Below are 26,465 nucleotides of genomic sequence, written 5' to 3'. Positions count from 1 at the left end.
TAAACTTCGTAATGAATTACGTGTTCACTCGTTGAGACTTGGTATTCATTTAGTGTCCGAGGACATTAAGAATCCATGTCACTTTGAGTGCCCACACAGATTGTCTGATAAATTGTTAAAGAGCAGTTGCGACGCGCTTCAGCGCTCTGTCGCGAGGTGGCGTATATTACGCTTTCCTCTTTCAGAGTCAACCCGTTATTTCAGGATTTTTCTCTTCAACCGACCGGGTAGTCTGTGAAGTGATTCACATCTGCCGTGTCGATGGAGGCGCATTATAGGGATCCCAGTTTTTAGCACAAGTATTTTTTAGATCTTTTTTTCCAACTGATGATTTTCCGTGCTTTTCGCTGAAAACCCACCCGATCCGCTTAAAAATTGACGCATTTTGCCTTGCCTCGCTCCAGGAATACGATCAAAGTCTTCTTTAATAACGCTCATCTGTATCGAGGTAGATATGTTTGCAGTATTACGTCCTTATAAAGATTTGTTCCCCCAAAAAGGCGATCGCGTGATGATCGATGCCAGCAGCGTGGTCATTGGTGATGTTCGCATGGCCGATGATGTCAGCATCTGGCCACTTGTCGCGATCCGGGGCGATGTTAACTACGTTGCAATCGGTGCACGCACCAATATTCAGGACGGCAGCGTGTTGCATGTGACTCATAAGTCATCTTATAACCCTGAGGGCAACCCGCTCATTATTGGGGAAGATGTTACCGTCGGCCATAAAGTGATGCTCCACGGCTGCACGATCGGTAACAGGGTTCTCGTTGGGATGGGATCGATTTTGCTGGATGGCGTCATTGTAGAAGATGACGTAATGATTGGCGCAGGGAGTCTTGTTCCGCAAAACAAGCGTCTTGAAAGTGGGTATCTCTATTTAGGCAGCCCGGTTAAACAGATCCGCCCCCTAAAAGAGACGGAGATCGAAGGATTGAAATACTCAGCGAACAATTACGTTAAATGGAAAAATGACTATCTGGATCAGGATAACCAGATCCAACCCTGATCGTCTTCCTGCTGATCGCGGATCAAATCGCTGGCATCCTCTTCCAGGTCCCAGCGATTTTCGCAAAAGACCGCTAACGGATCTGCCCCCCCAAAGCGCTGAAGCAACGTTTCCCCTTTAATCGCACAGGTGAGCTGCATTCCATGCACCAGCACCGGGAAACAAACCGCTTGCTTGTTTTCATCCCAGATTTCTCTGTCGGGAAAATGAATCGCCTGATTCACGCCGTCATTTCCTGTTTGAGCTTTTCAATCACCGGTTCTACAGCGGGTAACACGCCATGCCAGAGTAGCACCGCATGAGCCGCCTGCCCCACCAGCATTCCCAGACCATCAGCCACGTGTTTTGCCCCCTGTTGTTCGCACCAGGTCAGAAAGGGCGTTTTCCCTTTTTGATAAAACATGTCATAGGCGTAGATGTGGGAATGAATCAGGGATGCAGGAATCGCCGGGATCTCTCCATTAATACCGCTTGAGGTGGCATTAATCACAAGATCAAATTCGTGACGCGCGAGATCGTCAGGTGCTACCGCAGCTACGCTGCCTGTGTGTGCGAACAACGCCGCCAGCTCTTCTGCTCTGGAGAAAGTACGGTTGGTGATTGTCACCGCACAATCCAGCGAAAGAAGAGGAAGCAATACGCCGCGCGAGGCGCCACCCGCGCCGATCAGCAGGATCCGAAAGCCTGGTTTAATAAACGACAATCGCTCCAGATCGCTGAGTAAACCAATCCCATCGGTGTTATCGCCCAGAAGACGACCATCTTCAAGCCGCTTAAGAGTATTGACGGCGCCAGCGAGCGACGCACGTTCGGTCAGTTCATCCGCGCGCCCGAAAGCCTCTTCTTTAAAAGGCACCGTGACGTTCGCACCTTTACCACCCGCATCAAAAAAGCTATTCAGCGTCGGTATAAATGCATCAACAGGCGCAAGAACCCGACCATATGGGTGATCTATATGCAATTGCTCCGCAAACAGCCGATGGATCAGAGGCGACTTGCTGTGCGCGATCGGGTTACCAAAAACAGCATAGGTTTCCATCACATTATCCCTGGCGAAAACGTTCGCCGGTCAAGGCATCGCGAATTTCTGACGGGTTAAGACGACCACCGGTTTCACCCACGGCAACAGGGAAATCATTCCCGAACTGCGCCAGAACTTCTTCGGTTGTCCGACAAGGGGGAAGCCCGGTCAGGTTGGCGCTGGTTGAAACCAGAGGTTTACCAAATGCCTGGCATAACTCCACCACCAGCGGATGGTCGGTGACGCGTACCGCGAGTGAATCGAAACGCCCGGTTAACCAGCGCGGCGTTGTCGGCTGTGCAGGAAAAACAAACGTCACGGGACCAGGCCACGCAGAGAAAATGGTTTCCCGCTGTGCAGGTGTCAGCATGGAATCATCAATATAAGGCTTAAGCTGCTCGTAGTTCGCAGCGATCAAAATCAATCCTTTTTCGACAGGCCGCTGTTTTAGCGCCAGCAGACGGTTAACGGCGACTTCGCTGTCAGGATCACACCCGACCCCGAAAACGGCTTCTGTTGGATAGGCGATGACTTCTTCTTTTTTCAGGATTTCCACCGCCTGCGCGATGGAGCCTGATGGCAGGTTATTATTCACTGATTTGATCCGCCGAAACCGGCTTTCCACATTGTTTACTGGCGCAAAAGCGTTTCAAGCCTTGCGCGGTTTTCTTCTCTATAAGTAACGGATAATCGCAATGAGAGCAGACGCCCGCTACTGGTTTGAAATTGATGACGAACTGGCATTCAGGATAGCGATCGCACGAATGGAAGGTCTTGCCATAACGAGAGCGCCGCTGCACCAATTGGCCACGCTGGCACTGAGGGCAGGCAATTGCCGTTTCATCTGGCTTATCAATTTGTTCCGTATGTTCACACTCCGGGTAGCGGCTGCATCCGATAAACATCCCGAACCGCCCCTGCCGCAGCGCCAGTTCACCGCCACAGAGAGGACAAAGCTGTCCCTCCAGAATTTTGACGATATGTCCATCCGCCTGGCTTTTCAGGGGACGGACATAATCACATTCCGGATAGTGTGAACAACCGAGAAACGGACCGTGTTTCCCGGACCGAATAACAAGTTCTGCCCCGCACTGTGGGCAGGGCTCGTTTTTATGCACCGTGAAGAGTGCTGATTTGGCCATAACAACTCTTGTTGCTGCACATAGAATTAATGCAGCATACCTTCATTCACTTCAAAGAGTAATTCTTCCATTTGCTGATAGGCATTTTCACAGCCTGGAATGTTGAACAGAACCATCAGGATCACCCATTTCAGATCTTCCAGTTCAAACTCAGCAGTATCCAGCGCCAAGACGCGCTCTATCACCATCTCTCTCGTTTCGAGGTTTAGCACCTGAATCTGCTCGAGGAATAAAATGAATCCCCGGCAGCTGGCATCCAGCCTTTCACACTCTTCAGCTGTATAGATGCGCACAGACAATGGGTCAGAAGCAAGCTGCATCGGTTCGGCGAGGCCGTCCTGATAATCAGCCAACTTATCCAGCCACATCAACGCATTATATATATCTTCCCGCTCAAAACCTGCGTCGGTCAGATCCCGTGTTAATTTGTCCTGATCCACCTGCATTTCTGCTTCGTTGTGGATGTAAGTCTCAAACAAATACATCAGTACGTCGAACATGGCATGCCCTCCTTAATCGGACATAGCCGCCGGGTACAGCTGCGATCCACCCTGCTAACTCCAGTTCGAGTAGCTGTGCTACCGTTACTGGCACAGGTTGGCCGGCACGTTCAGCGACAACGTCAACAGGTGTTACCTCATCTCCTACGTTAGCCAGGAGCTTGGGAAATGGCAATGCTACTGCCTCCTGATCCGATGAAATATGTCGCTTTTGGAGATCATCCTGCAACCAATGCAGTCCATACTGCAAATTTTCAAGGATATCTTCTTTGCAGGTCACCAGCGTCGCCCCCTGTTTTATCAGCCAGTGAGGGCCTTCGCAGCCGGGGTTCCCCAACGGGCCGGGCAGCGCAAAAACTTCACGCCCCTGCTCCAGTGCGCACCTTGCGGTAACCAGCGATCCACTCCGAATCGCAGCTTCGACCACCAGCACACCCTGGCTTAACCCACTGATGATCCGGTTACGCCGTGGAAAGTTACCCGGTCTGGGCGGTGTTGAGAGTGAAAACTCAGACACTATTGTCCCCTCTGAAGCGATAAGTTGCTCAGCCAGAATGTGATGACGACGCGGATAGAGACTAAAAAGACCATTGCCAAGCACGGCGACACTTCGCCCTTTTGCAGACAACGCCGCATGATGTGCTACACCGTCGATGCCGCAAGCCAGACCACTGGTGATCGTAAAGCCACATTGGGACAGCTGTTCGCTCAGCATTTTCCCCCAACGCTCGCCATACCACGAGGGCGCACGGCTGCCCACAACCGCAAGCTGCATGCTATTAAGCACGTCAACGCGGCCTCGCACAAATAGCGCCCCGGGAAAATCAGGGATAGAACGCAACAATGGCGGGAAGCGAGGATCATCCGCCGTGAGAAGGTGGTTGTCGGCGTGTTCCAGCCATTCCAGACTACGTTCAAGCTCACTCTCACTGAACGAAAAAAACTTTACGGCATGTTTGGGCGAAAGCCCTGACGCGTTGACAGCTTCAGCATCGACGGTTGCCTGGCGAAGCAGCCTCTGCGCAATCTCCAGCATCGCATCACCGTATAACGACCCGATGTTTATAAGCCGTAACCATATCTCTGTGGACGTCATCCTTTTCCCTGCCATAAGCAGCCTCAGCAATCTTTGCGATTGGTCACTGATGCTGTCAATCGACCGGGGATTTGTCTAGAATAGAAGTAATATTCTTATCAACTCCTGAACACGACTCTGGAAATTTATGGCAGTTTTGCAAGTGTTACATATTCCTGACGAGCGCCTTCGCATCGTCGCGGAACCGGTTAAAGAAGTGAATGCAGAAATTCAGCGTATCGTCGATGATATGTTCGATACCATGTACGCTGAAGAAGGCATTGGCCTTGCCGCGACCCAGGTAGACATTCACAAACGTATTATTGTGATCGACGTTTCTGAAAATCGTGATGAGCGCCTGGTGCTGATCAACCCTGAGCTGCTGGAAAAAAGCGGCGAAACAGGTATTGAGGAAGGCTGTCTGTCTATCCCTGAACAGCGCGCTTTGGTGCCACGTGCCGAAAAAGTTAAAATCCGCGCACTGGATCGTGACGGCAATCCGTTTGAGCTGGAAGCCGACGATCTGCTGGCAATTTGCATTCAGCATGAGATGGATCACCTGGTCGGTAAACTGTTTATCGATTACCTCTCACCTCTGAAGCAACAGCGTATTCGTCAGAAAGTTGAGAAACTGGATCGTTTGCGTTCTCGCGCTTAACGCCCCCGGATACAAGGAATAACGTGTCTACATCACTACGTATAATCTTCGCGGGTACCCCTGATTTTGCAGCGCGTCATCTCGACGCGCTGTTAACGTCTGGCCATCAGATTGTTGGCGTATTTACTCAGCCGGACCGTCCGGCTGGCCGCGGTAAAAAACTGATGCCTGGCCCGGTTAAGGTACTGGCAGAAACACATGGTGTACCGGTTTTCCAGCCTGCGTCATTACGACCTGAGGAAAACCAGAAGTTAGTGGCAGACCTGAACGCGGACGTGATGGTAGTTGTGGCTTACGGCCTCATTCTGCCGAAAGCGGTACTCGATATGCCCCGCCTGGGCTGTGTGAACGTTCATGGTTCTTTGCTCCCACGCTGGCGTGGTGCAGCTCCTATTCAGCGTGCTCTGTGGGCAGGCGATGCTGAAACTGGCGTGACAATCATGAAGATGGACGTAGGTTTAGACACGGGCGACATGCTGTATAAACTGGCGTGTCCCATCACCGCAGAAGATACCAGCGCCACGCTGTATGACAAGCTGGCGGATCTCGGCCCGCAGGGGCTGATTGAGACGCTGCAACAGCTTGCTGACAATACAGCGACACCTGAAGTGCAGGATGAGGCACAGGTGACCTATGCTGAGAAACTGAGTAAAGAAGAAGCCCGGATCGACTGGTCCCTGTCAGCAGCTCAACTCGAACGCTGCATCCGCGCCTTTAACCCATGGCCGATGAGCTGGTTGATGATTGATGAGCAGCCAGTGAAAGTCTGGAAAGCTTCAGTTATTAACGGCAATGCATCGGCAGAGCGCGGTACGATTATCGACGCCAGCAAAAACGGTATCCAGGTTGCGACCGGAGAAGGGATACTGAATCTTGAATCGCTGCAACCGGCCGGTAAAAAGGCAATGAGCGCGCAGGATCTATTAAATTCTCGTCGTGAATGGTTCATCCCTGGCAATCGCCTTGCCTGAACAAATTTATTCTTAAGGCCCGGTGTTTCCGGGCATTTTTATTTTTACGGTTATGAAAAGACAAAATCTACGCACTATGGCGGCTCAGGCCGTTGAGCAGGTTATCGAGCAGGGCCAGTCACTGAGTAATGTCCTGCCTCCACTGCAACAAAAGGTTTCCGATAAAGACAAAGCCCTACTTCAGGAGCTGTGCTTTGGCGTGCTGCGCACCCTCTCTCAGCTTGAGTGGTTGATTAACAAGCTGATGTCACGCCCGATGAGCGGCAAGCAGCGTACCGTGCATTATTTGATCATGGTCGGTTTCTACCAGCTTCTTCATACCCGCATTCCACCTCATGCTGCGCTGGCCGAGACAGTGGAGGGTGCCGTTGCGATTAAACGTCCTCAGCTAAAAGGATTGATCAACGGCGTGCTGCGTCAGTTCCAGCGTCAGCAGGACGAACTGTTGGCAGAATTTGCGCAAAGCGAAGCGCGCTTCCTTCACCCTGAATGGCTGCTGAATCGCCTTAAAAAAGCCTACCCACAGCAATGGCAAGACATTGTGGATGCCAATAATCAACGTCCGCCGATGTGGTTACGCGTCAATCGTAACCATCATACACGCGACGCATGGCTGGCCCTGCTGGAAGAGGCCGGAATGAGCGGCTTCACACACGCTGCTTATCCTGATGCGGTTCGTTTAGCCTCCCCTGCACCGGTACATGCATTACCCGGTTTTGAAGAGGGCTGGGTAACGGTACAGGACGCATCTGCTCAGGGCTGCATGACCTGGCTTGAGCCGAAAGACGGGGAGCAGATCCTCGATCTCTGTGCAGCGCCAGGGGGGAAAACAACGCACATCCTGGAAGTGGCGCCGCAGGCCAGCGTGATGGCCGTGGATGTTGATGAGCAGCGCCTTTCACGCGTCTATGACAACCTTAAGCGTCTGGGTATGAAAGCACAGGTTAAGCAAGGCGATGGACGCAAACCCGCTGACTGGTGTGGTGATACCCGGTTCGATCGCATTTTGCTGGACGCCCCCTGCTCAGCAACCGGCGTGATTCGTCGTCATCCCGATATCAAATGGCTGCGTCGCGATCGTGATATCAAGGAGCTTGCCCAGTTGCAATCCGAAATTCTGGATGCCATCTGGCCGCATCTCAAACCCGGCGGAACCCTGGTGTATGCAACCTGCTCTGTTCTCACGGAAGAGAACAGTCAGCAAATTGCGGCTTTCCTGAAACGCACCCCGGACGCTACGCTGCACGATACGGGAACGCCTGAGCACCCGGGTCTGCAAAACCTGCCGGGCGCAGAAGAGGGTGATGGCTTCTTTTACGCTAAGCTAATCAAAGAGTGATGTTGAGAACAGGTCACGAAAGATGAAAATTATCATTCTGGGCGCAGGGCAAGTTGGCGGAACGCTGGCGGAAAATCTCGTGGGTGAAAACAACGATATCACCATTGTGGATACCAATGGCGATCGCCTGCGCGTTTTGCAGGACAAGTTCGACCTCCGCGTTGTTCAGGGGCACGGCTCTCATCCACGTGTGCTTCGGGAAGCGGGCGCGGACGATGCCGACATGCTGGTTGCAGTAACCAGTTCTGATGAAACCAACATGGTTGCATGTCAGGTGGCCTACTCGCTTTTCAACACCCCAAACCGCATCGCCCGCATTCGTTCTCCGGACTATGTCCGGGATGCGGAGAAGCTGTTTAATTCCGAAGCGGTACCCATCGACCATCTTATTGCGCCTGAACAGCTGGTTATCGACAGTATTTATCGTCTGATTGAGTACCCGGGCGCGTTGCAGGTTGTGAACTTTGCTGAAGGGAAAGTAAGCCTGGCGGTCGTGAAGGCTTATTACGGGGGCCCGCTGATTGGTAATGCCCTGTCGACAATGCGCGAGCATATGCCACATATCGATACGCGTGTTGCGGCGATTTTCCGTCACGACAGACCTATTCGTCCGCAAGGTTCCACCATTGTAGAAGCCGGGGATGAAGTCTTCTTTATTGCGGCTTCTCAGCATATCCGTGCGGTGATGAGTGAACTACAGCGTCTCGAAAAACCGTATAAACGTATTATGCTGGTTGGCGGCGGTAATATTGGCGCAGGTCTGGCGAGACGGCTGGAAAAAGACTACAGCGTGAAGCTGATCGAACGGGATCAACAACGCGCGTCAGAGCTGGCTGAAAAACTTCAGAATACCATCGTGTTTTATGGCGATGCTTCGGATCAGGAATTGCTGGCCGAAGAGCATATCGATCAGGTTGATCTTTTTATTGCCGTCACCAACGACGACGAAGCGAATATTATGTCCGCCATGCTCGCTAAACGTATGGGGGCGAAAAAAGTTATGGTGCTTATCCAGCGTAAGGCTTATGTCGATCTGGTACAGGGTAGCGTAATTGATATTGCTATTTCACCCCAGCAAGCCACCATCTCTGCCCTGCTAAGCCATGTGCGTAAAGCGGATATTGTCGGCGTGTCATCTCTTCGTCGTGGTGTTGCTGAAGCCATTGAAGCCGTCGCTCACGGGGATGAAACGACGTCACGCGTTGTTGGTCGCGCAATCGATGAAATTAAACTTCCACCAGGCACCATTATCGGCGCAGTAGTGCGAGGTAATGATGTGATGATCGCCAATGATAATTTACGTATTGAGCAGGGTGACCACGTTATTATGTTCCTGACCGATAAAAAATTTATTACCGACGTCGAGCGTTTATTCCAGCCAAGCCCGTTCTTCCTGTAATGATTTGGGTGCTCAGACGAGGGCATCCAAATATTAACCTTCTAATTTTCATGCCTTTTATTTTTCATAACGATTATTTATCCCCAATGGCAATTAGCTAATCATTTGTTAAACTTATAGGCGTCAGCTGGCACAAGGAGAACATAATGAGTTTTATTAAAGAATTTCGCGAATTTGCGATGCGCGGGAATGTGGTGGATTTGGCTGTGGGTGTCATTATTGGTGCGGCGTTCGGTAAGATCGTTTCATCATTAGTCGCCGACATTATTATGCCGCCGTTAGGACTGTTGATTGGAGGCATTGATTTCAAACAATTCGCCTTCACCCTTCGGGAAGCTCAGGGCGATATCCCTGCGGTTGTAATGCACTACGGCGTATTCATTCAGAACGTATTTGATTTCGTGATCGTGGCATTTGCCATTTTCATGGCGATCAAACTTATCAACAGACTTAACCGTAAAAAAGAAGAACCGGCTGCTGCCCCGCCAGCACCAACTAAAGAAGAAGTCTTACTGACTGAAATTCGCGATCTGTTAAAAGAGCAGAATAACCGCGTTTAATCAGGCGAGAGAAACAGAAAGGCCAGTGGTAAAAAAGCGATTAGCTTGCTTGCCACTGGCCTCCCAGTTACCACGTTGTGCATGTTTACCTTTACGTAAATAACTCCCTTTTCCCTTCTTGTTCTTCTCAACACGCTGTCTAAAAAGCGGGTCGTGAAGCAATGCCTCAATGGCGTTATCCTTAATTTGTCCCTTAGTATGCTGATAGCGGCTCATCATTTCTCCTGAGCATAGTTAATATCGGCGGGAGTCTAGTCCGTGGCTGATAAAAAATCAACAACCCTGAGTTTCACTACTGGCGCCCTGTTCAAGGGCTTCCAGTATTGAGCAATAAACACTGCTGTGAGCAGTACCGCAGCACGCGTCATTCAGCCTTTGTAGAGATCGTTGCATGGCCTGCAGCTCCTGAATTCGTCCTTCAACTTCATCCAGCCGGGCCTGAACGATGCTTTTAGATTCCTGACACGTATGATGTTCAGGATCGATACGGATCGACAGCAGTTCACGGATTGACTCCAGCGTGAAGCCGAGTTGCCGGGCATAGCGGATAAAACGAAGGCGTTGCAGGTCGTTATCCGTATAAAGGCGAAATCCACCTTCTGTTCTGACCTCATGATCGATCATCTGCTGCTTTTCGTAGTAGCGGATAGTATCCGGCGTTACGTTAGCAAGCTTCGCAAGTTCACCTATGCGGTACATGGCTACTCCTCGTTTATTTTTTGCATTAACCTTTCACTGTACTCACCATGCAAAAAGTCAGTATTCATTCCCGTCTGGCGCAGTTTTATTTCGATGAGCGCTAATCGACGGCTGATTTCGGAGTACCGCGGGTCATTCTTATGAATGCCTTTAAGCAGATCGGCAAGCTCGACGGCTTCATTGCGTTGCTGAAGTTCAGGGGGTAAACAACCTGCATTTTTCAGTAAGCGATAACCGGCTCGTAATTCAGGGGGAATGTGTGAATCATCGTCCAGCACCAGTGGCTCACCGCTACCGGGGAGATTTTCAAACTCGCCTTTGTTTTGGGCATCGCTAATATGGCGTTCAGCCCACTGATCGAGCAACCACATAATGAACTCCAGGGGATGAGCAGAAAAGATACAGACATTGTAGATAAGTGGAGATTCTGCGGATATAAAAAAACCCGCCGAGGCGGGTTTTTTTACGTTACTACAGATTACTCTGCAGCAGCTTCTGCTTTCTCTGAACGATCAACCAGCTCGATGTATGCCATCGGCGCGTTGTCGCCTGCACGGAAGCCACACTTCAGAATGCGAGTGTAACCACCGGCACGGCTCGCGAAACGCGGGCCCAGTTCGTTAAACAGTTTTGCCACGATCTCGTTATCACGAGTACGGGCGAATGCCAGACGACGATTAGCAACGCTGTCAGTCTTGGCAAGAGTAATCAGCGGCTCAACTACGCGACGCAGCTCTTTCGCTTTAGGCAGGGTCGTCTTGATGATTTCATGACGAACCAGTGAACCTGCCATGTTGCGGAACATAGCCTGGCGATGGCTGCTGTTGCGGTTCAGTTGACGACCACTCTTACGATGGCGCATGACCTTATCCTTCTCAGTAAAACCTTAACCTGTGATCCGGTTACTCGTCAGCAATGCTTGCTGGTGGCCAGTTTTCCAGGCGCATGCCCAGAGACAGACCACGTGAAGCCAGCACGTCTTTAATCTCGGTAAGAGATTTTTTACCCAGGTTCGGCGTTTTCAGCAACTCAACCTCGGTACGCTGTACCAGATCACCGATATAGTGGATAGCTTCTGCCTTGAGGCAGTTAGCAGAGCGGACAGTCAATTCCAGATCGTCAACAGGGCGCAGCAGGATCGGATCGAATTCTGGTTTCTCTTCTTTCACTTCCGGCTGACGTACATCACGTAAGTCAACGAAAGCTTCCAGTTGTTCTGCCAGGATGGTTGCCGCACGACGAATCGCCTCTTCAGGATCGATTGTGCCATTGGTTTCCATTTCGATGACCAGCTTGTCCAGGTCGGTACGCTGTTCTACACGCGCTGCTTCAACATTGTAGGCAATACGCTCTACAGGGCTGTAGCATGCGTCGACCAGCAGACGGCCGATTGGGCGCTCATCTTCTTCCGAATGAATTCGGGCAGAAGCCGGCACATAACCACGACCGCGCTGAACTTTGATACGCATGCTAATAGCTGCGTTCTCATCGGTCAGGTGGCAGATCACGTGCTGCGGCTTGACGATTTCAACATCACCGTCGTGGGTGATGTCGGCTGCAGTCACAGGGCCAATGCCAGATTTATTCAGAGTAAGAATAACTTCATCTTTACCCTGAACTCTCACCGCCAGCCCTTTCAGGTTGAGCAGGATTTCAAGGATATCTTCCTGAACGCCTTCTTTGGTGCTGTACTCATGAAGTACACCATCAATCTCAACCTCGGTCACCGCGCAACCCGGCATCGATGAGAGCAGAATACGGCGCAGTGCGTTACCCAGAGTATGGCCAAAGCCACGCTCTAAAGGCTCAAGGGTCACCTTGGCGTGCGTCGAACTCACTTGCTCGATATCTACCAGGCGCGGTTTTAGAAACTCTGTCACAGAACCCTGCATTGTGTCCTCTCTTTGGTACTAAGCTTTACTTGGAGTAAAGCTCGACGATCAGGTGTTCGTTAATGTCCGCAGACAGATCAGAACGCTCAGGCTGACGCTTGAACGTACCTTCCATCTTGCCAGCATCAACTTCCAGCCAGGTTGGCTTTTCACGCTGCTCAGCCAGCTCCAGAGCGGCTTTCACGCGAGATTGCTTTTTCGCTTTCTCACGAATGCTAACAACGTCATTCGCTTTAACCTGATAAGAAGCGATGTTAACAACACGACCGTTTACCATGATTGCTTTATGGCTAACCAACTGGCGTGATTCAGCACGAGTCGCGCCGAAGCCCATACGGTATACAACGTTGTCCAGACGACCTTCCAGCAGAGCCAGCAGGTTTTCACCTGTGTTGCCTTTCAGACGTGCTGCTTCTTTATAGTAGTTACGGAACTGACGCTCCAGCACACCGTAGATACGGCGAACTTTTTGCTTTTCACGCAACTGCACACCATAGTCAGACAGACGCGGTTTACGCGCACCGTGCTGGCCAGGAGCTTGTTCAATTTTACACTTGGTATCGATCGCGCGAACGCCAGACTTAAGGAATAAGTCGGTGCCCTCACGACGGCTCAGCTTGAGCTTAGGACCCAAATATCTTGCCATTTTCTATCTCCAACTAACCTAAAAAACGAGCGTTATACGCGACGTTTTTTCGGCGGACGACAACCGTTATGAGGGATCGGAGTCACATCAGTAATATTCGTGATGCGGAAACCAGCGGCGTTCAGAGCGCGAACAGTAGATTCACGACCCGGACCCGGACCTTTAACCATAACTTCCAGATTCTTGATGCCGTATTCTTTTACGGCTTCAGCGCAACGCTCTGCTGCAACCTGAGCTGCGAACGGAGTGGATTTGCGAGAACCACGGAAACCGGAACCACCGGCTGTTGCCCAACCCAATGCGTTACCCTGACGATCAGTAATAGTAACGATGGTGTTGTTGAAAGAAGCATGGATATGAGCCACGCCGTCAGAGACTTGTTTTCTTACACGTTTACGTGCACGAACTGGTGCCTTTGCCATTATTCAATCACCCCGATTATTTCTTGATCGGTTTGCGCGGACCCTTACGGGTACGTGCGTTGGTCTTAGTACGCTGACCGCGCACTGGCAGACCACGACGATGACGCAAACCGCGATAGCAACCAAGATCCATCAGGCGCTTGATGCTCATGCTGATTTCACGGCGCAGATCACCTTCAACGACAAATTTGGCAACTTCGTCACGCAGCGTGTCGATTTGTTCTTCAGACAGCTCACTGATCTTAACATCTTCAGCGATACCCGCTGCAGCCAGAATGGCTTTGGAACGGGTCTTGCCGACGCCGTAGATCGAAGTTAATGCGATCACAGCATGTTTCTGATCAGGAATGTTAATGCCTGCTATACGGGCCACTATGCACTCCTACTATTTAATATGTACGCACCATGCTGAAAAGCCCGTTTTCAGGATACTCAAATGGAAACGTACAGACATACAAAAGATTGGCTGGCTAATCTAGCCAGCTCAACCCAACTTTGCAAGAAAAATATGCGAAATAATCAGCCTTGGCGCTGTTTATGCTTCGGCTCGGCACTGCAAATCACACGGATGACACCATCACGCTTAACGATTTTGCAGTTACGGCATAATTTCTTGACGGAAGCACGAACTTTCATTTTTACTCTCCGTAACTTCTCAGACGACCATTTAGCGGCCGTAGCCTTTCAGGTTCGCCTTCTTCAATGCAGACTCATACTGACTGGACATCATCAGAGTTTGCACTTGAGCCATAAAGTCCATAATCACGACAACAACGATAAGCAGTGAGGTCCCACCGAAGTAGAACGGTACTTTCATTGCATCACGCATGAACTCCGGGATCAGGCAGATAAAAGTAATATAAAGCGCACCAACCAAAGTCAGGCGAGTCATTACTTTATCGATATACTTCGCCGTTTGCTCTCCCGGACGAATTCCTGGTACAAATGCACCGGACTTCTTCAGGTTATCTGCTGTTTCACGCGGGTTGAAGACCAACGCCGTGTAGAAGAAACAGAAGAAGATGATCGCAGACGCATAGAGTAACACATAAAGTGGTTGCCCAGGCTGCAAATACAGCGAAATTGTTGTCAGCCAGTTCCAACCAGTACCGCCCCCGAACCATGACGCGATGGTTGCCGGGAACAGAATAATACTGGAAGCGAAGATAGCCGGGATAACCCCCGCCATATTCACTTTCAGCGGTAAATGTGTGCTCTGTGCAGCATAGACACGACGACCCTGCTGACGTTTAGCGTAGTTCACCACAATGCGGCGTTGACCACGTTCAACGAAGACAACAAAGAACGTCACTGCAAATACTAATACTGCAACCAACAGCAACAGGAGGAAGTGCAGGTCGCCTTGACGCGCTTGCTCGATAGTATGGGCGATGGCCGGCGGGAGACCCGCAACGATACCGGCGAAGATAATGATTGAGATACCGTTACCGATACCTCGTTCAGTAATCTGTTCGCCGAGCCACATCAGGAACATGGTCCCTGTGACCAGACTTACAACAGCGGTGAAATAGAATGCAAAGCCTGGGTTTAATACCAGGCCCTGCATACCAGGCATATTCGGAAGACCGGTAGCAATACCGATCGACTGGAATATTGCCAGCACCAGAGTGCCGTAACGGGTGTACTGGCTAATCTTACGACGTCCAGACTCCCCTTCTTTCTTCAACTCTGCCAGGGCCGGATGAACGACCGTCAGCAGCTGGATAATAATCGATGCCGAAATGTACGGCATAATACCCAGTGCGAAAATAGAAGCACGGCTGAGAGCACCACCAGAGAACATGTTGAACATTTCAATGATGGTGCCTCGCTGTTGCTCAAGCAGTTTGGCAAGTACAGCGGCATCAATACCAGGGATCGGAATAAAAGAGCCAATACGGAACACAATCAGCGCGCCGATTACAAACAGCAGTCTGCGTTTCAGCTCGCCAAATCCACCTTTGGCACTTTGAAAATCTAATCCCGGTTGCTTAGCCATCTGCTACTTATTCCTCAATTTTACCGCCAGCAGCTTCGATAGCAGCACGAGCACCTTTAGTAACACGCAGGCCACGAACAGTTACCGGAGTAGAAACTTCACCAGACAGGATCACTTTCGCGAACTCGATCTGGATGCCGATAATGTTAGCCGCTTTCAGCGTATTCAGGTCTACAACGCCGCCTTCAACTTTCGCCAGGTCAGACAGACGGATTTCCGCTGTAATCGCTGCTTTGCGAGAGGTGAAGCCGAACTTCGGCAGACGACGGTACAGTGGCATCTGGCCACCCTCGAAACCGCGACGTACGCCACCGCCAGAACGAGAGTTCTGACCTTTGTGACCACGACCACCGGTTTTGCCGAGGCCAGAACCGATACCACGACCCAGGCGTTTACCCGCCTTTTTAGAGCCTTCGGCCGGAGACAGAGTATTTAAACGCATCTCTTACTCCTCAACTTTAACCATGAAGTAAACCGCGTTGACCATACCACGAACAGCAGGAGTATCCTCGCGCTCAACGGTATGACCAATACGACGCAGACCCAGGCCAAGCAGCGTTGCCTTGTGTTTCGGCAGACGACCGATTGCACTGCGGGTTTGAGTGATTTTAATAGTCTTTGCCATGGTCAATTACCCCAGAATTTCTTCAACGGATTTACCACGCTTGGCAGCGACCATTTCTGGAGAATTCATATTTTCCAGGCCATCAATAGTTGCACGAACCACGTTGATCGGGTTGGTGGAACCATATGCTTTAGCCAGAACGTTATGAACTCCAGCAACTTCCAGAACGGCGCGCATTGCACCACCGGCGATGATACCGGTACCTTCGGAAGCTGGCTGCATGAATACACGAGAACCCGTGTGAACACCTTTAACTGGGTGTTGCAGGGTACCGTTGTTCAGCGCGACGTTAATCATATTGCGACGGGCTTTTTCCATCGCTTTCTGGATCGCTGCTGGAACTTCACGCGCTTTACCGTAACCAAAACCAACGCGACCGTTACCATCACCCACTACAGTCAGAGCTGTGAAGGAGAAAATACGACCACCTTTAACGGTTTTAGATACGCGGTTTACCGCGATCAGCTTTTCCTGCAGTTCGCCAGCCTGTTTTTCGATGTGAGCCATCTTACACCTCTACCTTAGAACTGAAGGCCAGCTTCACGGGCAGCATCTGCCAGTGCCTGGACACGACCATGATATTGGAACCCGGAACGGTCAAAGGAAACATTGCTGATGCCTTTTTCCAGAGCGCGTTCTGCAACAGCTTTACCTACAGCTGCAGCGGCGTCTTTGTTACCGGTATACTTCAATTGTTCTGAGATAGCTTTTTCTACAGTAGAAGCAGCTACCAGAACTTCAGAACCGTTCGGTGCAATTACCTGTGCGTAAATATGACGCGGGGTACGATGTACCACCAGGCGAGTTGCACCCAGCTCTTTGAGCTTGCGGCGTGCGCGGGTCGCACGACGGATACGAGCAGATTTCTTATCCATAGTGTTACCTTACTTCTTCTTAGCCTCTTTGGTACGCACGACTTCGTCGGCGTAACGAACACCCTTGCCTTTATAAGGCTCAGGACGACGGTAGGCGCGCAGATCTGCTGCAACCTGACCGATCAGCTGTTTATCAGCGCCTTTCAGCACGATTTCAGTCTGAGTCGGGCATTCTGCAGTGATTCCGGCCGGCAGCGGATGCTCAACAGGGTGTGAGAAGCCCAGAGACAGGCCTACTGCATTCCCTTTGATAGCTGCACGATAACCTACACCAACCAGCTGAAGCTTTTTAGTGAAGCCTTCGGTAACACCAACAACCATTGAGTTCAGCAGGGCACGCGCGGTACCAGCCTGAGCCCATCCATCCACGAAACCATCACGTGGACCGAAGGTCAGAGCGTTATCTGCATGTTTAACTTCAACAGCTTTGTTGAGGGTACGAGTCAGCTCGCCGTTTTTACCTTTGATCGTAATAACCTGACCGTCGATTTTGACATCAACGCCGGCAGGAATAACGACCGGTGCTTTAGCAACACGAGACATTCTTTCCTCCGATTAGGCTACGTAGCAGATAATTTCGCCACCAAGACCAGCCTGGCGCGCTGCACGATCAGTCATAACACCTTTAGAGGTAGAAACAACTGCGATACCAAGACCAGCCATTACTTTTGGCAGCTCATCTTTTTTCTTATAGATGCGCAGGCCTGGGCGGCTGACACGCTGAATGCTTTCTACAACAGCTTTACCCTGGAAATACTTGAGAGTAAGTTCCAGTTCCGGCTTGGTGTCGCCTTCAACTTTAAAATCTTCGATAAAACCTTCTTCCTTCAGCACGTTGGCAATTGCCACTTTCAGCTTGGCGGAAGGCATGGTGACCGCAACTTTGTTCGCGGCCTGACCGTTACGGATACGGGTCAGCATATCCGCGATCGGATCTTGCATGCTCATCTGTCTTTACTCCCGTGATTCAATTGGTAATTACCAGCTAGCCTTTTTCAAGCCTGGTACTTCACCGCGCATGGCGGCTTCACGCAGTTTGATACGGCTCAACCCAAACTTGCCCACATAACCATGTGGACGACCTGTTTGACGACAGCGGTTACGCTGACGAGACGGGCTGGAATCACGCGGCAGAGACTGCAGCTTGAGAACCGCATTCCAACGATCTTCGTCGGAAGCGTTCACATCAGAAATGATCGCTTTCAGTTCAGCGCGTTTAGCGAAGAATTTATCAGCTAAAGCTACGCGCTTTACTTCGCGTGCTTTCATTGATTGCTTAGCCATTCAGTAACCCTACCTTACTTGCGGAACGGGAAGTCAAAGGCAGCCAGCAGAGCACGGCCTTCTTCATCAGATTTCGCAGTAGTGGTAATGGTAATATCCAAACCACGCACGCGGTCGACTTTATCGTAGTCGATTTCTGGGAAGATGATCTGCTCACGGACACCCATGCTGTAGTTACCACGACCGTCGAAAGACTTAGCGGACAAGCCACGGAAGTCACGGATACGTGGAACAGCAATAGTGATCAGGCGCTCAAGGAACTCCCACATGCGTTCGCCACGCAGAGTTACTTTACAGCCGATCGGATAGCCCTGACGGATTTTGAAGCCTGCAACAGATTTGCGTGCTTTGGTGATCAGCGGTTTTTGACCGGAGATTGCTGTCAGGTCAGCTGCTGCGTTATCCAGCAGTTTCTTGTCAGCGATCGCTTCACCAACACCCATGTTCAGGGTGATCTTCTCGACCCGAGGGACTTGCATGACAGAATTGTAGCTAAACTCAGTCATGAGTTTGTTAACTACTTCGTCTTTGTAGTAATCATGCAGTTTCGCCATCGTACTACTCCAAATTACTTGATAGTTTCGCTGTTAGACTTGAAGAAACGGACTTTTTTGCCGTCTTCGAATCTAAAGCCTACACGGTCAGCCTTACCGGTAGCCGCATTGAAGATTGCAACGTTAGAAACCTGAATAGCAGCTTCTTTTTCAACGATGCCGCCTGGTTGGTTCAGGGCCGGAACCGGCTTCTGATGTTTCTTAACCAGGTTGATACCTTCAACGACGAGTTTGCCGGAAGACAGAACATTTTTTACTTTACCGCGTTTACCTTTATCTTTACCGGTTAACACGATAACTTCGTCATCACGACGGATTTTCGCTGCCATGATTCGCTCCTTAGAGTACTTCTGGTGCCAGAGAGATAATTTTCATGAACTTCTCAGTACGAAGTTCACGAGTTACCGGCCCAAAGATACGCGTGCCGATAGGCTGCTCGCTGTTATTGTTTAAAATAACGCATGCATTACCATCGAAGCGAATGACAGAACCGTCAGGGCGACGAACACCCTTCTTGGTGCGCACCACTACCGCCTTCAGCACATCACCTTTTTTGACCTTACCACGTGGAATTGCTTCCTTGATGGTGATCTTGATGATGTCGCCTACGCCTGCGTAGCGACGGTGCGAGCCACCCAGAACCTTGATACACATTACGCGACGTGCACCGGAGTTGTCGGCGACGTTCAGCATAGTCTGTTCTTGGATCATTTTAGTGCTCCGCTAATGTCAACTACTACCTGAGACTCTAAAATCAGAGCCGTTAAAAAGCCCCATATCGAGGGCGCGGCATTATAACACCGCTTCTGCAATATGGGTAGAAAAAATAAACGGCTCATTGCTGAGCCGTTTATTCGTATTGAGAATGCGTACTCTATTACAGAACCGCTTTCTCTACAACGCGAACCAGCGTCCAGGACTTAGTCTTGGACAGTGGACGGCATTCACGGATTTCAACCTTGTCGCCGATACCACATTCGTTGTTCTCGTCATGTACGTGCAGTTTGGTCGTACGCTTGATGAATTTACCGTAGATCGGGTGTTTCACAAAACGTTCGATAGCTACAACAATGGATTTCTCCATTTTATCGCTAACAACACGACCTTGCAGAGTACGGATTTTATCGGTCATTACGCACCCGCCTTCTGAGTCAGTAAAGTCTTAACGCGCGCAACATTGCGACGCACTTGCTTCAGCAGGTGAGTCTGTTGCAGCTGGCCACTTGCAGCCTGCATACGCAGGTTGAACTGCTCACGCAGCAGGTTCAGCAGCTCAGCGTTCAGCTCTTCAACGCTTTTTTCACGCAGCTCTTTTGCTTTCATTACATCACCGTCTTAGTTACAAAGGTGGTTTTGATAGGCAGTTTCGCTGCTGCCAGGCCGAAGGCTTCACGGGCCAGCTCTTCCGGAACACCGTCCATTTCATAAAGGACTTTGCCCGGTTGGATCAAGGCAACCCAGTACTCCACGTTACCTTTACCTTTACCCATACGAACTTCCAGTGGCTTCTCGGTGATCGGTTTGTCCGGGAATACACGGATCCAGATCTTACCTTGACGCTTAACTGCACGGGTCATTGCACGACGTGCTGCTTCGATCTGACGTGCAGTCAGACGACCACGGCCAACAGCTTTCAGACCGAAAGTGCCGAAGCTAACATCCGTACCCTGCGCCAGACCACGGTTGCGGCCTTTGTGCACTTTACGGAATTTTGTACGCTTTGGTTGTAACATCAGCGACGCTCCTTATTTACGGCCTTTACGCTGCTGCTTTTTAGGTTGAGCAGCCGGTTTTTCCGGTTGTTCAACAGCAGCCATACCACCCAGGATCTCACCTTTGAAGATCCATACCTTAACGCCGATTACACCGTAAGTGGTGTGCGCTTCAGAGGTATTGTAGTCGATGTCAGCACGCAGAGTGTGCAGCGGTACGCGACCTTCGCGGTACCATTCGGTACGTGCGATTTCCGCGCCGCCCAGACGGCCGCTAACTTCAACTTTGATACCCTTAGCGCCCAGACGCATTGCGTTCTGTACAGCACGCTTCATAGCACGACGGAACATAACACGACGTTCCAGCTGAGAAGTGATGCTGTCAGCAACCAATTTAGCGTCCAGTTCAGGCTTACGAACTTCAGCGATATTGATCTGTGCAGGAACGCCAGCGATATCCGCTACGACCTTGCGCAGTTTTTCTACGTCTTCGCCTTTCTTACCGATAACGATGCCAGGGCGAGCAGTGTGAATAGTCACACGGATGCTCTTAGCTGGACGCTCGATAACGATACGAGATACAGACGCTTTAGCCAGTTCCTTAGTCAGGTACTGACGTACTTTAAAATCGCTGTCCAGGTTGTCAGCGAATTCTTTGGTGTTCGCAAACCAGGTAGAGTTCCATGGTTTTACAATACCCAGGCGAATACCATTAGGATGTACTTTCTGACCCATTGCTAGTCTCCAGAGTCTCAGCGATCGGACACAACCACAGTAATGTGGCTGGTGCGCTTCAGGATGCGATCTGCACGACCTTTCGCACGCGGCATAATGCGCTTCATGCTTGGGCCTTCATCTACGAAAATTTTCGCGACTTTCAGATCGTCGATGTCAGCGCCATCGTTGTGTTCAGCGTTAGCAATGGCAGATTCCAGTACTTTCTTGACCAATACCGCAGCTTTCTTGTTGGTATAGGTCAGGATGTCCAGGGCCTGCGACACTTTCTTACCGCGAATCAGGTCAGCAACAAGGCGAACCTTCTGTGCAGAAGAACGAGCATGGCGATGTTGAGCTAAAGTTTCCATCTCTTCCTCCTACCTTATTTCTTCTTCGCTTTTTTATCAGCAGCGTGGCCGCGATAAGTACGAGTCGGTGCGAATTCACCCAGTTTGTGACCAACCATTTCGTCGGTAACAAAGACTGGAACGTGCTGACGACCATTATGGACAGCGATGGTCAAACCGATCATGTTAGGAAAGATCGTTGAACGACGGGACCAAGTGCGCAGGGGCTTCTTGTCTCCGCTTTCCACCGCTTTCTCTACCTTCTTCAGCAAGTGCAGGTCAATAAAAGGACCTTTCTTGAGAGAACGTGGCATGGCTTATCCTCTAAAATTATTTGCTACGGCGACGTACGATAAATTTATCAGTACGCTTGTTGCTGCGGGTCTTCTTACCTTTGGTCTGAACGCCCCACGGAGTTACCGGGTGCTTACCAAAGTTACGACCTTCACCACCACCATGTGGGTGATCGACTGGGTTCATCGCAGTACCGCGAACGGTAGGACGAACACCACGCCAGCGTGCAGCACCAGCTTTACCCAGAACGCGCAGCATATGCTCAGCATTGCCAACTTCGCCCAGAGTAGCGCGGCAGTCTGCTTCGACTTTACGCATTTCACCAGAACGCAGACGCAGGGTGACATAAGCACCGTCACGCGCAACGATTTGAACGTAAGTACCCGCGGAACGCGCCAGCTGACCGCCTTTACCTGGTTTCATTTCTACGTTATGAACGGTAGAACCAACCGGGATATTGCGCATCGGCAGGGTGTTGCCTGCTTTGATTGCAGCATCAACGCCAGACTGAATCTGGTCGCCAGCTTTCAGGCCTTTAGGGGCCAGGATGTAACGGCGTTCGCCATCTTTGTACAGAACCAGCGCGATGTTCGCGGAACGGTTCGGATCGTACTCAAGACGCTCAACAACTGCTGGGATACCGTCTTTGTTGCGTTTGAAGTCAACAATACGATAAGCCTGCTTGTGGCCACCACCGATGTGACGAGTGGTGATACGGCCATTGTTGTTACGACCACCGGATTTGCTGTTTTTTTCCAGCAACGGAGCAAAAGGTTTGCCCTTGTGCAGCTCAGGGTTAACCACTTTAACTACGTGGCGACGACCCGGAGATGTCGGTTTACATTTAACAACTGCCATTGTATTACTCCTCCGACTTACTCAGCGCCGCCAACGAAGTCCAGGTTCTGGCCTTCTTTCAGGGTGACGTAAGCTTTTTTCCAGTCGCTACGACGACCGATACGCTGTCCGTGACGTTTAACTTTCCCTTTAACTACCAGGGTGTTAACGACTTCGACTTCGACTTCAAACAGTTTCTGCACAGCAGCTTTGATCTCTGCTTTGGTCGCGTCTTTAGCAACTTTGAGAACGATGGTGTTTGTTTTTTCCATCGCAGTAGACGCTTTTTCAGAAACGTGCGGTGCGCGCAGCACCTTCAGCAGACGTTCTTCACGAATCATGCCAGCATCTCCTCAACTTGCTTAACAGCATCAGCAGTCATTACGACTTTGTCGAAGGCGATCAGGCTAACCGGGTCGATACCAGTCGCGTCGCGTACGTCAACCTTATGCAGGTTACGCGCGGCCAGGAACAGGTTCTCGTCCAGCTCACCGGTGATGATCAGCACATCTTCCAGAGCCATGTCTTTCAGTTTCTGTGCCAGCAGCTTAGTTTTAGGCGCTTCAACAGAGAACTTCTCGACAACGATCAGACGATCCTGACGTACCAGTTCGGACAGGATGCTTTTCAGCGCGCCGCGGTACATCTTTTTGTTAACTTTTTGACTGTGGTCCTGTGGACGCGCAGCGAAGGTCACGCCACCTGAACGCCAGATCGGGCTCTTGATAGAACCTGAACGCGCACGGCCGGTACCTTTCTGGCGCCATGGCTTTTTGCCTGAACCAGTTACTTCAGCACGAGTCTTCTGAGCACGAGTACCCTGACGAGCACCAGCTGCATAAGCAACAACAACCTGGTGAACCAGCGCTTCGTTGAAATCACGACCGAAGGTAGTTTCGGAAACAGTCAGCGCGCTCTGCGCGTCTTTCAATACTAATTCCATTGCTATCCCCTTACGCCTTCACAGCTGGTTTAACGATCAGGTCGCTACCGGTTGCACCCGGGACCGCACCTTTAACCAGCAGCAGGTTGCGCTCAGCGTCAACACGTACTACGTCCAGGCTCTGAACGGTTACACGTTCGTTGCCCAGCTGACCTGCCATTTTCTTGCCTTTGAACACTTTGCCCGGAGTCTGGTTCTGACCGATAGAACCCGGAACGCGGTGAGACAAGGAGTTACCGTGAGTAGCGTCCTGGGTACGGAAGTTCCAGCGCTTAACGGTACCAGCAAAACCTTTACCTTTAGAGGTACCGGTTACGTCAACTTTTTTAACGTCAGCAAACAGCTCAACGCTAATGTCCTGACCTACGGTGAACTCTTCGCCTTCAGCAAGACGGAATTCCCACAGACCACGGCCAGCTTCTACGCCAGCTTTAGCGAAGTGACCCGCTTCTGGTTTGGTTACACGGTTAGCTTTTTTAGCACCAGTGGTCACCTGAACAGCGCGGTAGCCATCGTTAGCCAGATCTTTAACCTGGGTAACGCGGTTTGCTTCAACTTCGATTACGGTTACTGGGATTGAAACGCCATCTTCAGTGAAGATGCGGGTCATGCCCACTTTTTTACCGACTAAACCAATCATTGTATCAACCTCTCAATCGCTCGATGACCTGATTAACCCAGGCTGATCTGCACGTCTACACCGGCAGCCAGATCCAGACGCATCAGAGCATCAACGGTTTTCTCAGTTGGCTCAACGATGTCAACCAGACGCTTGTGAGTGCGGATCTCGTACTGATCACGCGCATCTTTGTTAACGTGCGGAGAGATCAGAACGGTAAAGCGCTCTTTGCGGGTCGGCAGCGGGATCGGACCACGGACTTGCGCACCAGTGCGCTTAGCAGTCTCGACGATTTCCGCGGTTGATTGATCGATCAGACGATGATCAAACGCTTTAAGGCGGATACGGATTCTTTGGTTCTGCATGAGACCAGAGCTCCAATTATTTTATAAACGAAAATGATTACTCCTCAAACCCATTACGATTGATGGGAGAGTGTAACCGTTCTTACGTAGCTCCCCAATTGGGAGCATTGTTGAGTAACAAAGTGAGCTACTCTGGTTCAGATTGAACCCGCCGTCAATTACGACAAGCCCGCGCATTATACGTAAATCAGCGAAAGACGCAAGTGCCGTTTAGAAATTAAGCGCCAAAGTCGTACTCTGCGTAAGGCCTCGCAATTTTTTATGCAAAGTATCCCTTCACAACTCTTTGTCTGAAGCCGCTATGCAATTGTTGTTTTTACACATTGCCGGGCATGCAGATTATTACGAGTATGCGCTCAAACCATTTTGAGGCTCTCGCTATGCTAATGTCCCTCCCCTTTCTGCTGATCTATTTTGCGTTATCGGCCTTGCTTGTACGCACCGATATTCGCACGGGGCTGCTTCCCGATAAATTCCTTTGCCCGCTGCTATGGACGGGCCTGCTCTACCAGCTTTGTCTTCATCCTGATTTTTTGCCGAGCGCGGTACTGGGTGCGACCGCAGGATACGCCGGATTCGCCGTTATCTATTGGGGATATCGACTCATCTGCCGATGTGAAGGGATGGGGTATGGCGACATAAAATATCTGGCGGCGCTGGGAGCATGGCATGGCTGGTGTGTACTGCCAGTACTGGCATTAGTGGCCGCGTTAATGGCTCTGCTGTATCTGGTTGGTTTCTCGTTGTTCAACCCTAATAAGCAGGCATTAAAAAACCCACTGCCTTTTGGGCCATTTCTGGCGGCAGCGGGTTTATGCGTTGGCTGGGAAAGCCTGATTAACTTTCCACTTTGATCTGAGACTGAAGGTAGTTCTGTAGGCCAATTTTGCTAATGAGATCCAGTTCGGTCTCAAGCCAGTCGATGTGCCCTTCTTCATCGGCCAGGATCTGGATCATCATATCCCGGCTGACGTAGTCATGTACGCTGTCCGCATAGGCAATGGCTTCACGCAGGTCTTTTGCACCCTCCAGCTCCAGCCGGAGATCAGAACGCAGCATCTCTTCAACATCTTCTCCGATGCCCAGTTTTCCGAGATCCTGTAGGTTAGGAATGCCTTCGAGGAATAAAATACGCTCAATATATTTATCGGCGTGTTTCATTTCATCAATGGACTCATGGTATTCAACATCGTTGAGGCGAGTCAGTCCCCAGTTTTTGAACATTCTTGCATGGAGAAAATACTGATTGATTGCGACAAGCTCATTTCCCAATAATTTATTGAGATAACTTATGATTTTAACATCACCTTTCATTATATAGTCCCTCCGCTTCCACTCATTGAAGCGTAGATCGGGCTACGGGGATGTCAAAAAAAAGATGGAGGCTTACGCGATCTCTTTGAATTCCGGGATCTGCATCAGTTCGTCCTGCATGATCTCACGCGCTGCGCGAACGCATTTACCGCATTGATTTCCCACCGGAACAAACTTACGAAGCTGCTGGAAAGATTGTGGTTGAAACTGGCGAACGGCCTGACGAATTTTTTTGTCGCTTACACCATTACATAAACAAACGTACATAAAGACTCCCGTTCAAAATATGCGCAAAGTGTAAGTGAGAATGGTTATGATTACAATAGCACGGGCGTCGGAATACGTGGCGGGAGAAAGCAAAAAATGCGAATTTTTATGACAATGCCCAACGGCAGAAAACAAAAAAGGACGCCGAAGCGTCCTTTTTATTTCAGGGATAATTAATTAGCCCAGAACTTTAGCAACAACGCCCGCGCCAACGGTACGGCCGCCTTCACGGATTGCGAAACGCAGACCGTCATCCATCGCGATTGGGTGGATCAGAGTCACAACCATCTTGATGTTGTCGCCTGGCATTACCATCTCTACGCCTTCTGGCAGTTCGATGGTACCGGTCACGTCAGTTGTACGGAAGTAGAACTGTGGAC

At 50.6% G+C, this 26,465-nt stretch carries 46 protein-coding genes and 1 pseudogene; 7 read left to right on the top strand and 40 right to left on the bottom strand.

All coding sequences use genetic code 11. The features are described from left to right. Positions 1-454 precede the first annotated feature (454 nt). On the top strand, positions 455-1,009 hold the full coding sequence (locus C3451_RS22205; RefSeq protein WP_023298752.1) for a gamma carbonic anhydrase family protein: 555 nt from the start codon (positions 455-457) through the stop codon (positions 1,007-1,009). Here C3451_RS22205 and C3451_RS22200 read toward each other — a convergent pair. The 6 genes from C3451_RS22200 to dprA are packed head-to-tail and all read right to left on the bottom strand — an operon-like array spanning position 985 to position 4,768. Continuing rightward, a complete protein-coding gene (locus tag C3451_RS22200) occupies positions 985-1,233 on the bottom strand; it encodes a DUF1488 domain-containing protein (protein ID WP_022649578.1) in 249 nt (82 codons plus the stop codon). The genes C3451_RS22205 and C3451_RS22200 overlap by 25 nt on opposite strands. Further along, positions 1,230-2,048 carry a shikimate dehydrogenase gene (gene aroE, locus C3451_RS22195; RefSeq protein WP_032626754.1) on the bottom strand — a complete coding sequence of 273 codons (819 nt, stop codon included), beginning with the start codon at positions 2,046-2,048 and terminating at the stop codon, positions 1,230-1,232. The genes C3451_RS22200 and aroE overlap by 4 nt, the downstream gene beginning before the upstream one ends. Positions 2,049-2,052: 4 nt before the next feature. Continuing rightward, positions 2,053-2,625: an L-threonylcarbamoyladenylate synthase type 1 TsaC gene (tsaC, locus tag C3451_RS22190; RefSeq protein WP_022649580.1), complete on the bottom strand. Its 573-nt coding sequence runs from the start codon at positions 2,623-2,625 to the stop codon at positions 2,053-2,055. Further along, entirely contained in the window at positions 2,618-3,172 is a 555-nt protein-coding gene (locus C3451_RS22185) for a topoisomerase DNA-binding C4 zinc finger domain-containing protein (RefSeq protein WP_023298754.1), read from the bottom strand. The genes tsaC and C3451_RS22185 overlap by 8 nt, the downstream gene beginning before the upstream one ends. A gap of 26 nt (positions 3,173-3,198) precedes the next feature. Continuing rightward, positions 3,199-3,672, bottom strand: a complete 474-nt coding sequence (gene smg, locus C3451_RS22180) for a DUF494 family protein Smg (protein ID WP_045622651.1) — start codon at positions 3,670-3,672, stop codon at positions 3,199-3,201. Beyond that, positions 3,644-4,768 carry a DNA-protecting protein DprA gene (gene dprA, locus C3451_RS22175; RefSeq protein WP_038416821.1) on the bottom strand — a complete coding sequence of 375 codons (1,125 nt, stop codon included), beginning with the start codon at positions 4,766-4,768 and terminating at the stop codon, positions 3,644-3,646. The genes smg and dprA overlap by 29 nt, the downstream gene beginning before the upstream one ends. Positions 4,769-4,895: 127 nt before the next feature. Between dprA and def the strand changes: the two genes are divergently transcribed. The 5 genes from def to mscL all read left to right on the top strand — a co-directional run bounded on the left by def (position 4,896) and on the right by mscL (position 9,674). After that, the gene (gene def / locus C3451_RS22170; protein ID WP_006812188.1) at positions 4,896-5,405 is read left to right on the top strand and encodes a peptide deformylase; all 510 of its coding nucleotides are present in this window, start codon (positions 4,896-4,898) and stop codon (positions 5,403-5,405) included. Between the two features lie 23 nt (positions 5,406-5,428). After that, positions 5,429-6,376, top strand: a complete 948-nt coding sequence (gene fmt / locus C3451_RS22165; RefSeq protein ID WP_045622652.1) for a methionyl-tRNA formyltransferase — start codon at positions 5,429-5,431, stop codon at positions 6,374-6,376. 52 nt (positions 6,377-6,428) lie between these two features. Then, the gene (rsmB, locus tag C3451_RS22160; protein WP_045622658.1) at positions 6,429-7,715 is read left to right on the top strand and encodes a 16S rRNA (cytosine(967)-C(5))-methyltransferase RsmB; all 1,287 of its coding nucleotides are present in this window, start codon (positions 6,429-6,431) and stop codon (positions 7,713-7,715) included. A gap of 22 nt (positions 7,716-7,737) precedes the next feature. After that, entirely contained in the window at positions 7,738-9,114 is a 1,377-nt protein-coding gene (gene trkA, locus C3451_RS22155) for a Trk system potassium transporter TrkA (RefSeq protein WP_003863337.1), read from the top strand. 146 nt (positions 9,115-9,260) lie between these two features. Continuing rightward, a complete protein-coding gene (gene mscL, locus C3451_RS22150; RefSeq protein ID WP_003863335.1) occupies positions 9,261-9,674 on the top strand; it encodes a large-conductance mechanosensitive channel protein MscL in 414 nt (137 codons plus the stop codon). Here mscL and C3451_RS22145 read toward each other — a convergent pair whose 3' ends face one another. The 31 genes from C3451_RS22145 to rpsJ all read right to left on the bottom strand — a co-directional run bounded on the left by C3451_RS22145 (position 9,675) and on the right by rpsJ (position 24,504). Continuing rightward, the gene (locus C3451_RS22145) at positions 9,675-9,890 is read right to left on the bottom strand and encodes an alternative ribosome-rescue factor A (RefSeq protein WP_022649585.1); all 216 of its coding nucleotides are present in this window, start codon (positions 9,888-9,890) and stop codon (positions 9,675-9,677) included. Between the two features lie 57 nt (positions 9,891-9,947). Further along, positions 9,948-10,373: a Zn(2+)-responsive transcriptional regulator gene (gene zntR, locus C3451_RS22140; RefSeq protein WP_003863328.1), complete on the bottom strand. Its 426-nt coding sequence runs from the start codon at positions 10,371-10,373 to the stop codon at positions 9,948-9,950. Positions 10,374-10,375: 2 nt separating this feature from the next. Next, positions 10,376-10,744 carry a DUF1992 domain-containing protein gene (locus C3451_RS22135; protein WP_022649586.1) on the bottom strand — a complete coding sequence of 123 codons (369 nt, stop codon included), beginning with the start codon at positions 10,742-10,744 and terminating at the stop codon, positions 10,376-10,378. 107 nt (positions 10,745-10,851) lie between these two features. Further along, the gene (gene rplQ, locus C3451_RS22130) at positions 10,852-11,235 is read right to left on the bottom strand and encodes a 50S ribosomal protein L17 (RefSeq protein WP_001216368.1); all 384 of its coding nucleotides are present in this window, start codon (positions 11,233-11,235) and stop codon (positions 10,852-10,854) included. Positions 11,236-11,275: 40 nt separating this feature from the next. Then, positions 11,276-12,265, bottom strand: coding sequence for a DNA-directed RNA polymerase subunit alpha (rpoA, locus tag C3451_RS22125; protein ID WP_002919219.1), 990 nt, complete (start codon positions 12,263-12,265; stop codon positions 11,276-11,278). A 25-nt stretch (positions 12,266-12,290) separates the two neighbouring features. Beyond that, positions 12,291-12,911, bottom strand: coding sequence for a 30S ribosomal protein S4 (gene rpsD, locus C3451_RS22120; RefSeq protein WP_003863314.1), 621 nt, complete (start codon positions 12,909-12,911; stop codon positions 12,291-12,293). Positions 12,912-12,943: 32 nt separating this feature from the next. Further along, on the bottom strand, positions 12,944-13,333 hold the full coding sequence (rpsK, locus tag C3451_RS22115; RefSeq protein WP_003863312.1) for a 30S ribosomal protein S11: 390 nt from the start codon (positions 13,331-13,333) through the stop codon (positions 12,944-12,946). Positions 13,334-13,349: 16 nt separating this feature from the next. After that, the gene (gene rpsM, locus C3451_RS22110) at positions 13,350-13,706 is read right to left on the bottom strand and encodes a 30S ribosomal protein S13 (protein WP_003863308.1); all 357 of its coding nucleotides are present in this window, start codon (positions 13,704-13,706) and stop codon (positions 13,350-13,352) included. A gap of 146 nt (positions 13,707-13,852) precedes the next feature. Then, on the bottom strand, positions 13,853-13,969 hold the full coding sequence (gene rpmJ, locus C3451_RS22105; RefSeq protein ID WP_000868187.1) for a 50S ribosomal protein L36: 117 nt from the start codon (positions 13,967-13,969) through the stop codon (positions 13,853-13,855). A gap of 31 nt (positions 13,970-14,000) precedes the next feature. Then, positions 14,001-15,332 carry a preprotein translocase subunit SecY gene (gene secY / locus C3451_RS22100; protein WP_003863305.1) on the bottom strand — a complete coding sequence of 444 codons (1,332 nt, stop codon included), beginning with the start codon at positions 15,330-15,332 and terminating at the stop codon, positions 14,001-14,003. A gap of 7 nt (positions 15,333-15,339) precedes the next feature. Next, positions 15,340-15,774 (bottom strand): 50S ribosomal protein L15, encoded by a 435-nt coding sequence (gene rplO, locus C3451_RS22095; protein WP_014885468.1) that lies wholly within the window; start codon positions 15,772-15,774, stop codon positions 15,340-15,342. 3 nt (positions 15,775-15,777) lie between these two features. After that, the gene (gene rpmD, locus C3451_RS22090; protein ID WP_003863301.1) at positions 15,778-15,957 is read right to left on the bottom strand and encodes a 50S ribosomal protein L30; all 180 of its coding nucleotides are present in this window, start codon (positions 15,955-15,957) and stop codon (positions 15,778-15,780) included. A gap of 6 nt (positions 15,958-15,963) precedes the next feature. After that, positions 15,964-16,464, bottom strand: coding sequence for a 30S ribosomal protein S5 (gene rpsE, locus C3451_RS22085; protein ID WP_003863299.1), 501 nt, complete (start codon positions 16,462-16,464; stop codon positions 15,964-15,966). Between the two features lie 14 nt (positions 16,465-16,478). Continuing rightward, a complete protein-coding gene (rplR, locus tag C3451_RS22080; RefSeq protein WP_003863297.1) occupies positions 16,479-16,832 on the bottom strand; it encodes a 50S ribosomal protein L18 in 354 nt (117 codons plus the stop codon). A 9-nt stretch (positions 16,833-16,841) separates the two neighbouring features. Next, complete coding sequence (rplF, locus tag C3451_RS22075) at positions 16,842-17,375, bottom strand: 50S ribosomal protein L6 (protein ID WP_003863296.1); 534 nt, start codon at positions 17,373-17,375, stop codon at positions 16,842-16,844. Between the two features lie 12 nt (positions 17,376-17,387). Further along, the gene (gene rpsH, locus C3451_RS22070) at positions 17,388-17,780 is read right to left on the bottom strand and encodes a 30S ribosomal protein S8 (RefSeq protein ID WP_006178918.1); all 393 of its coding nucleotides are present in this window, start codon (positions 17,778-17,780) and stop codon (positions 17,388-17,390) included. A gap of 30 nt (positions 17,781-17,810) precedes the next feature. After that, positions 17,811-18,116, bottom strand: a complete 306-nt coding sequence (gene rpsN, locus C3451_RS22065; RefSeq protein WP_003863291.1) for a 30S ribosomal protein S14 — start codon at positions 18,114-18,116, stop codon at positions 17,811-17,813. A 14-nt stretch (positions 18,117-18,130) separates the two neighbouring features. Next, positions 18,131-18,670 carry a 50S ribosomal protein L5 gene (gene rplE / locus C3451_RS22060; protein WP_022649589.1) on the bottom strand — a complete coding sequence of 180 codons (540 nt, stop codon included), beginning with the start codon at positions 18,668-18,670 and terminating at the stop codon, positions 18,131-18,133. Between the two features lie 14 nt (positions 18,671-18,684). Further along, on the bottom strand, positions 18,685-18,999 hold the full coding sequence (gene rplX / locus C3451_RS22055; RefSeq protein ID WP_003863287.1) for a 50S ribosomal protein L24: 315 nt from the start codon (positions 18,997-18,999) through the stop codon (positions 18,685-18,687). A 10-nt stretch (positions 19,000-19,009) separates the two neighbouring features. After that, positions 19,010-19,381 (bottom strand): 50S ribosomal protein L14, encoded by a 372-nt coding sequence (rplN, locus tag C3451_RS22050; RefSeq protein WP_002919748.1) that lies wholly within the window; start codon positions 19,379-19,381, stop codon positions 19,010-19,012. Positions 19,382-19,547: 166 nt separating this feature from the next. Continuing rightward, positions 19,548-19,802 (bottom strand): 30S ribosomal protein S17, encoded by a 255-nt coding sequence (rpsQ, locus tag C3451_RS22045; protein WP_002438707.1) that lies wholly within the window; start codon positions 19,800-19,802, stop codon positions 19,548-19,550. After that, complete coding sequence (gene rpmC / locus C3451_RS22040; protein WP_003863282.1) at positions 19,802-19,993, bottom strand: 50S ribosomal protein L29; 192 nt, start codon at positions 19,991-19,993, stop codon at positions 19,802-19,804. The genes rpsQ and rpmC overlap by 1 nt, the downstream gene beginning before the upstream one ends. Continuing rightward, complete coding sequence (gene rplP / locus C3451_RS22035; protein WP_002919759.1) at positions 19,993-20,403, bottom strand: 50S ribosomal protein L16; 411 nt, start codon at positions 20,401-20,403, stop codon at positions 19,993-19,995. The genes rpmC and rplP overlap by 1 nt, the downstream gene beginning before the upstream one ends. 12 nt (positions 20,404-20,415) lie before the next feature. Then, on the bottom strand, positions 20,416-21,117 hold the full coding sequence (gene rpsC, locus C3451_RS22030) for a 30S ribosomal protein S3 (RefSeq protein ID WP_000529945.1): 702 nt from the start codon (positions 21,115-21,117) through the stop codon (positions 20,416-20,418). A gap of 17 nt (positions 21,118-21,134) precedes the next feature. After that, positions 21,135-21,467: a 50S ribosomal protein L22 gene (gene rplV, locus C3451_RS22025; protein WP_002919773.1), complete on the bottom strand. Its 333-nt coding sequence runs from the start codon at positions 21,465-21,467 to the stop codon at positions 21,135-21,137. Between the two features lie 14 nt (positions 21,468-21,481). Then, a complete protein-coding gene (gene rpsS / locus C3451_RS22020; RefSeq protein WP_001138117.1) occupies positions 21,482-21,760 on the bottom strand; it encodes a 30S ribosomal protein S19 in 279 nt (92 codons plus the stop codon). Between the two features lie 16 nt (positions 21,761-21,776). After that, entirely contained in the window at positions 21,777-22,598 is an 822-nt protein-coding gene (rplB, locus tag C3451_RS22015) for a 50S ribosomal protein L2 (protein ID WP_000301859.1), read from the bottom strand. A gap of 17 nt (positions 22,599-22,615) precedes the next feature. Further along, complete coding sequence (gene rplW / locus C3451_RS22010) at positions 22,616-22,918, bottom strand: 50S ribosomal protein L23 (RefSeq protein WP_000617546.1); 303 nt, start codon at positions 22,916-22,918, stop codon at positions 22,616-22,618. Next, the gene (gene rplD, locus C3451_RS22005; protein ID WP_000424395.1) at positions 22,915-23,520 is read right to left on the bottom strand and encodes a 50S ribosomal protein L4; all 606 of its coding nucleotides are present in this window, start codon (positions 23,518-23,520) and stop codon (positions 22,915-22,917) included. The genes rplW and rplD overlap by 4 nt, the downstream gene beginning before the upstream one ends. Positions 23,521-23,530: 10 nt before the next feature. Beyond that, positions 23,531-24,160 carry a 50S ribosomal protein L3 gene (gene rplC, locus C3451_RS22000; protein WP_006178923.1) on the bottom strand — a complete coding sequence of 210 codons (630 nt, stop codon included), beginning with the start codon at positions 24,158-24,160 and terminating at the stop codon, positions 23,531-23,533. 32 nt (positions 24,161-24,192) lie between these two features. Beyond that, positions 24,193-24,504, bottom strand: a complete 312-nt coding sequence (gene rpsJ, locus C3451_RS21995) for a 30S ribosomal protein S10 (protein ID WP_001181005.1) — start codon at positions 24,502-24,504, stop codon at positions 24,193-24,195. Between the two features lie 380 nt (positions 24,505-24,884). Here rpsJ and C3451_RS21990 point away from each other — a divergent pair, with 380 nt between their 5' ends. Next, on the top strand, positions 24,885-25,358 hold the full coding sequence (locus C3451_RS21990; protein WP_045622654.1) for an A24 family peptidase: 474 nt from the start codon (positions 24,885-24,887) through the stop codon (positions 25,356-25,358). Here C3451_RS21990 and bfr read toward each other — a convergent pair. From bfr to tuf, 3 genes and pseudogenes are all read right to left on the bottom strand, one after another. After that, entirely contained in the window at positions 25,342-25,818 is a 477-nt protein-coding gene (bfr, locus tag C3451_RS21985; protein ID WP_003863270.1) for a bacterioferritin, read from the bottom strand. The two genes, C3451_RS21990 and bfr, sit on opposite strands and share 17 nt — an antisense overlap. A gap of 72 nt (positions 25,819-25,890) precedes the next feature. Beyond that, positions 25,891-26,085 carry a bacterioferritin-associated ferredoxin gene (bfd, locus tag C3451_RS21980; protein ID WP_003863268.1) on the bottom strand — a complete coding sequence of 65 codons (195 nt, stop codon included), beginning with the start codon at positions 26,083-26,085 and terminating at the stop codon, positions 25,891-25,893. A 177-nt stretch (positions 26,086-26,262) separates the two neighbouring features. Then, a pseudogene (tuf, locus tag C3451_RS21975) lies at positions 26,263-26,465 on the bottom strand (elongation factor Tu); the annotation flags it as partial.

The sequence above is a fragment of the Enterobacter sp. 301B genome (assembly GCF_003850715.1).
In the GTDB taxonomy this organism is placed as follows: domain Bacteria; phylum Pseudomonadota; class Gammaproteobacteria; order Enterobacterales; family Enterobacteriaceae; genus Enterobacter; species Enterobacter intestinihominis.
This window is presented reverse-complemented; position numbering and strand designations above follow the sequence as displayed.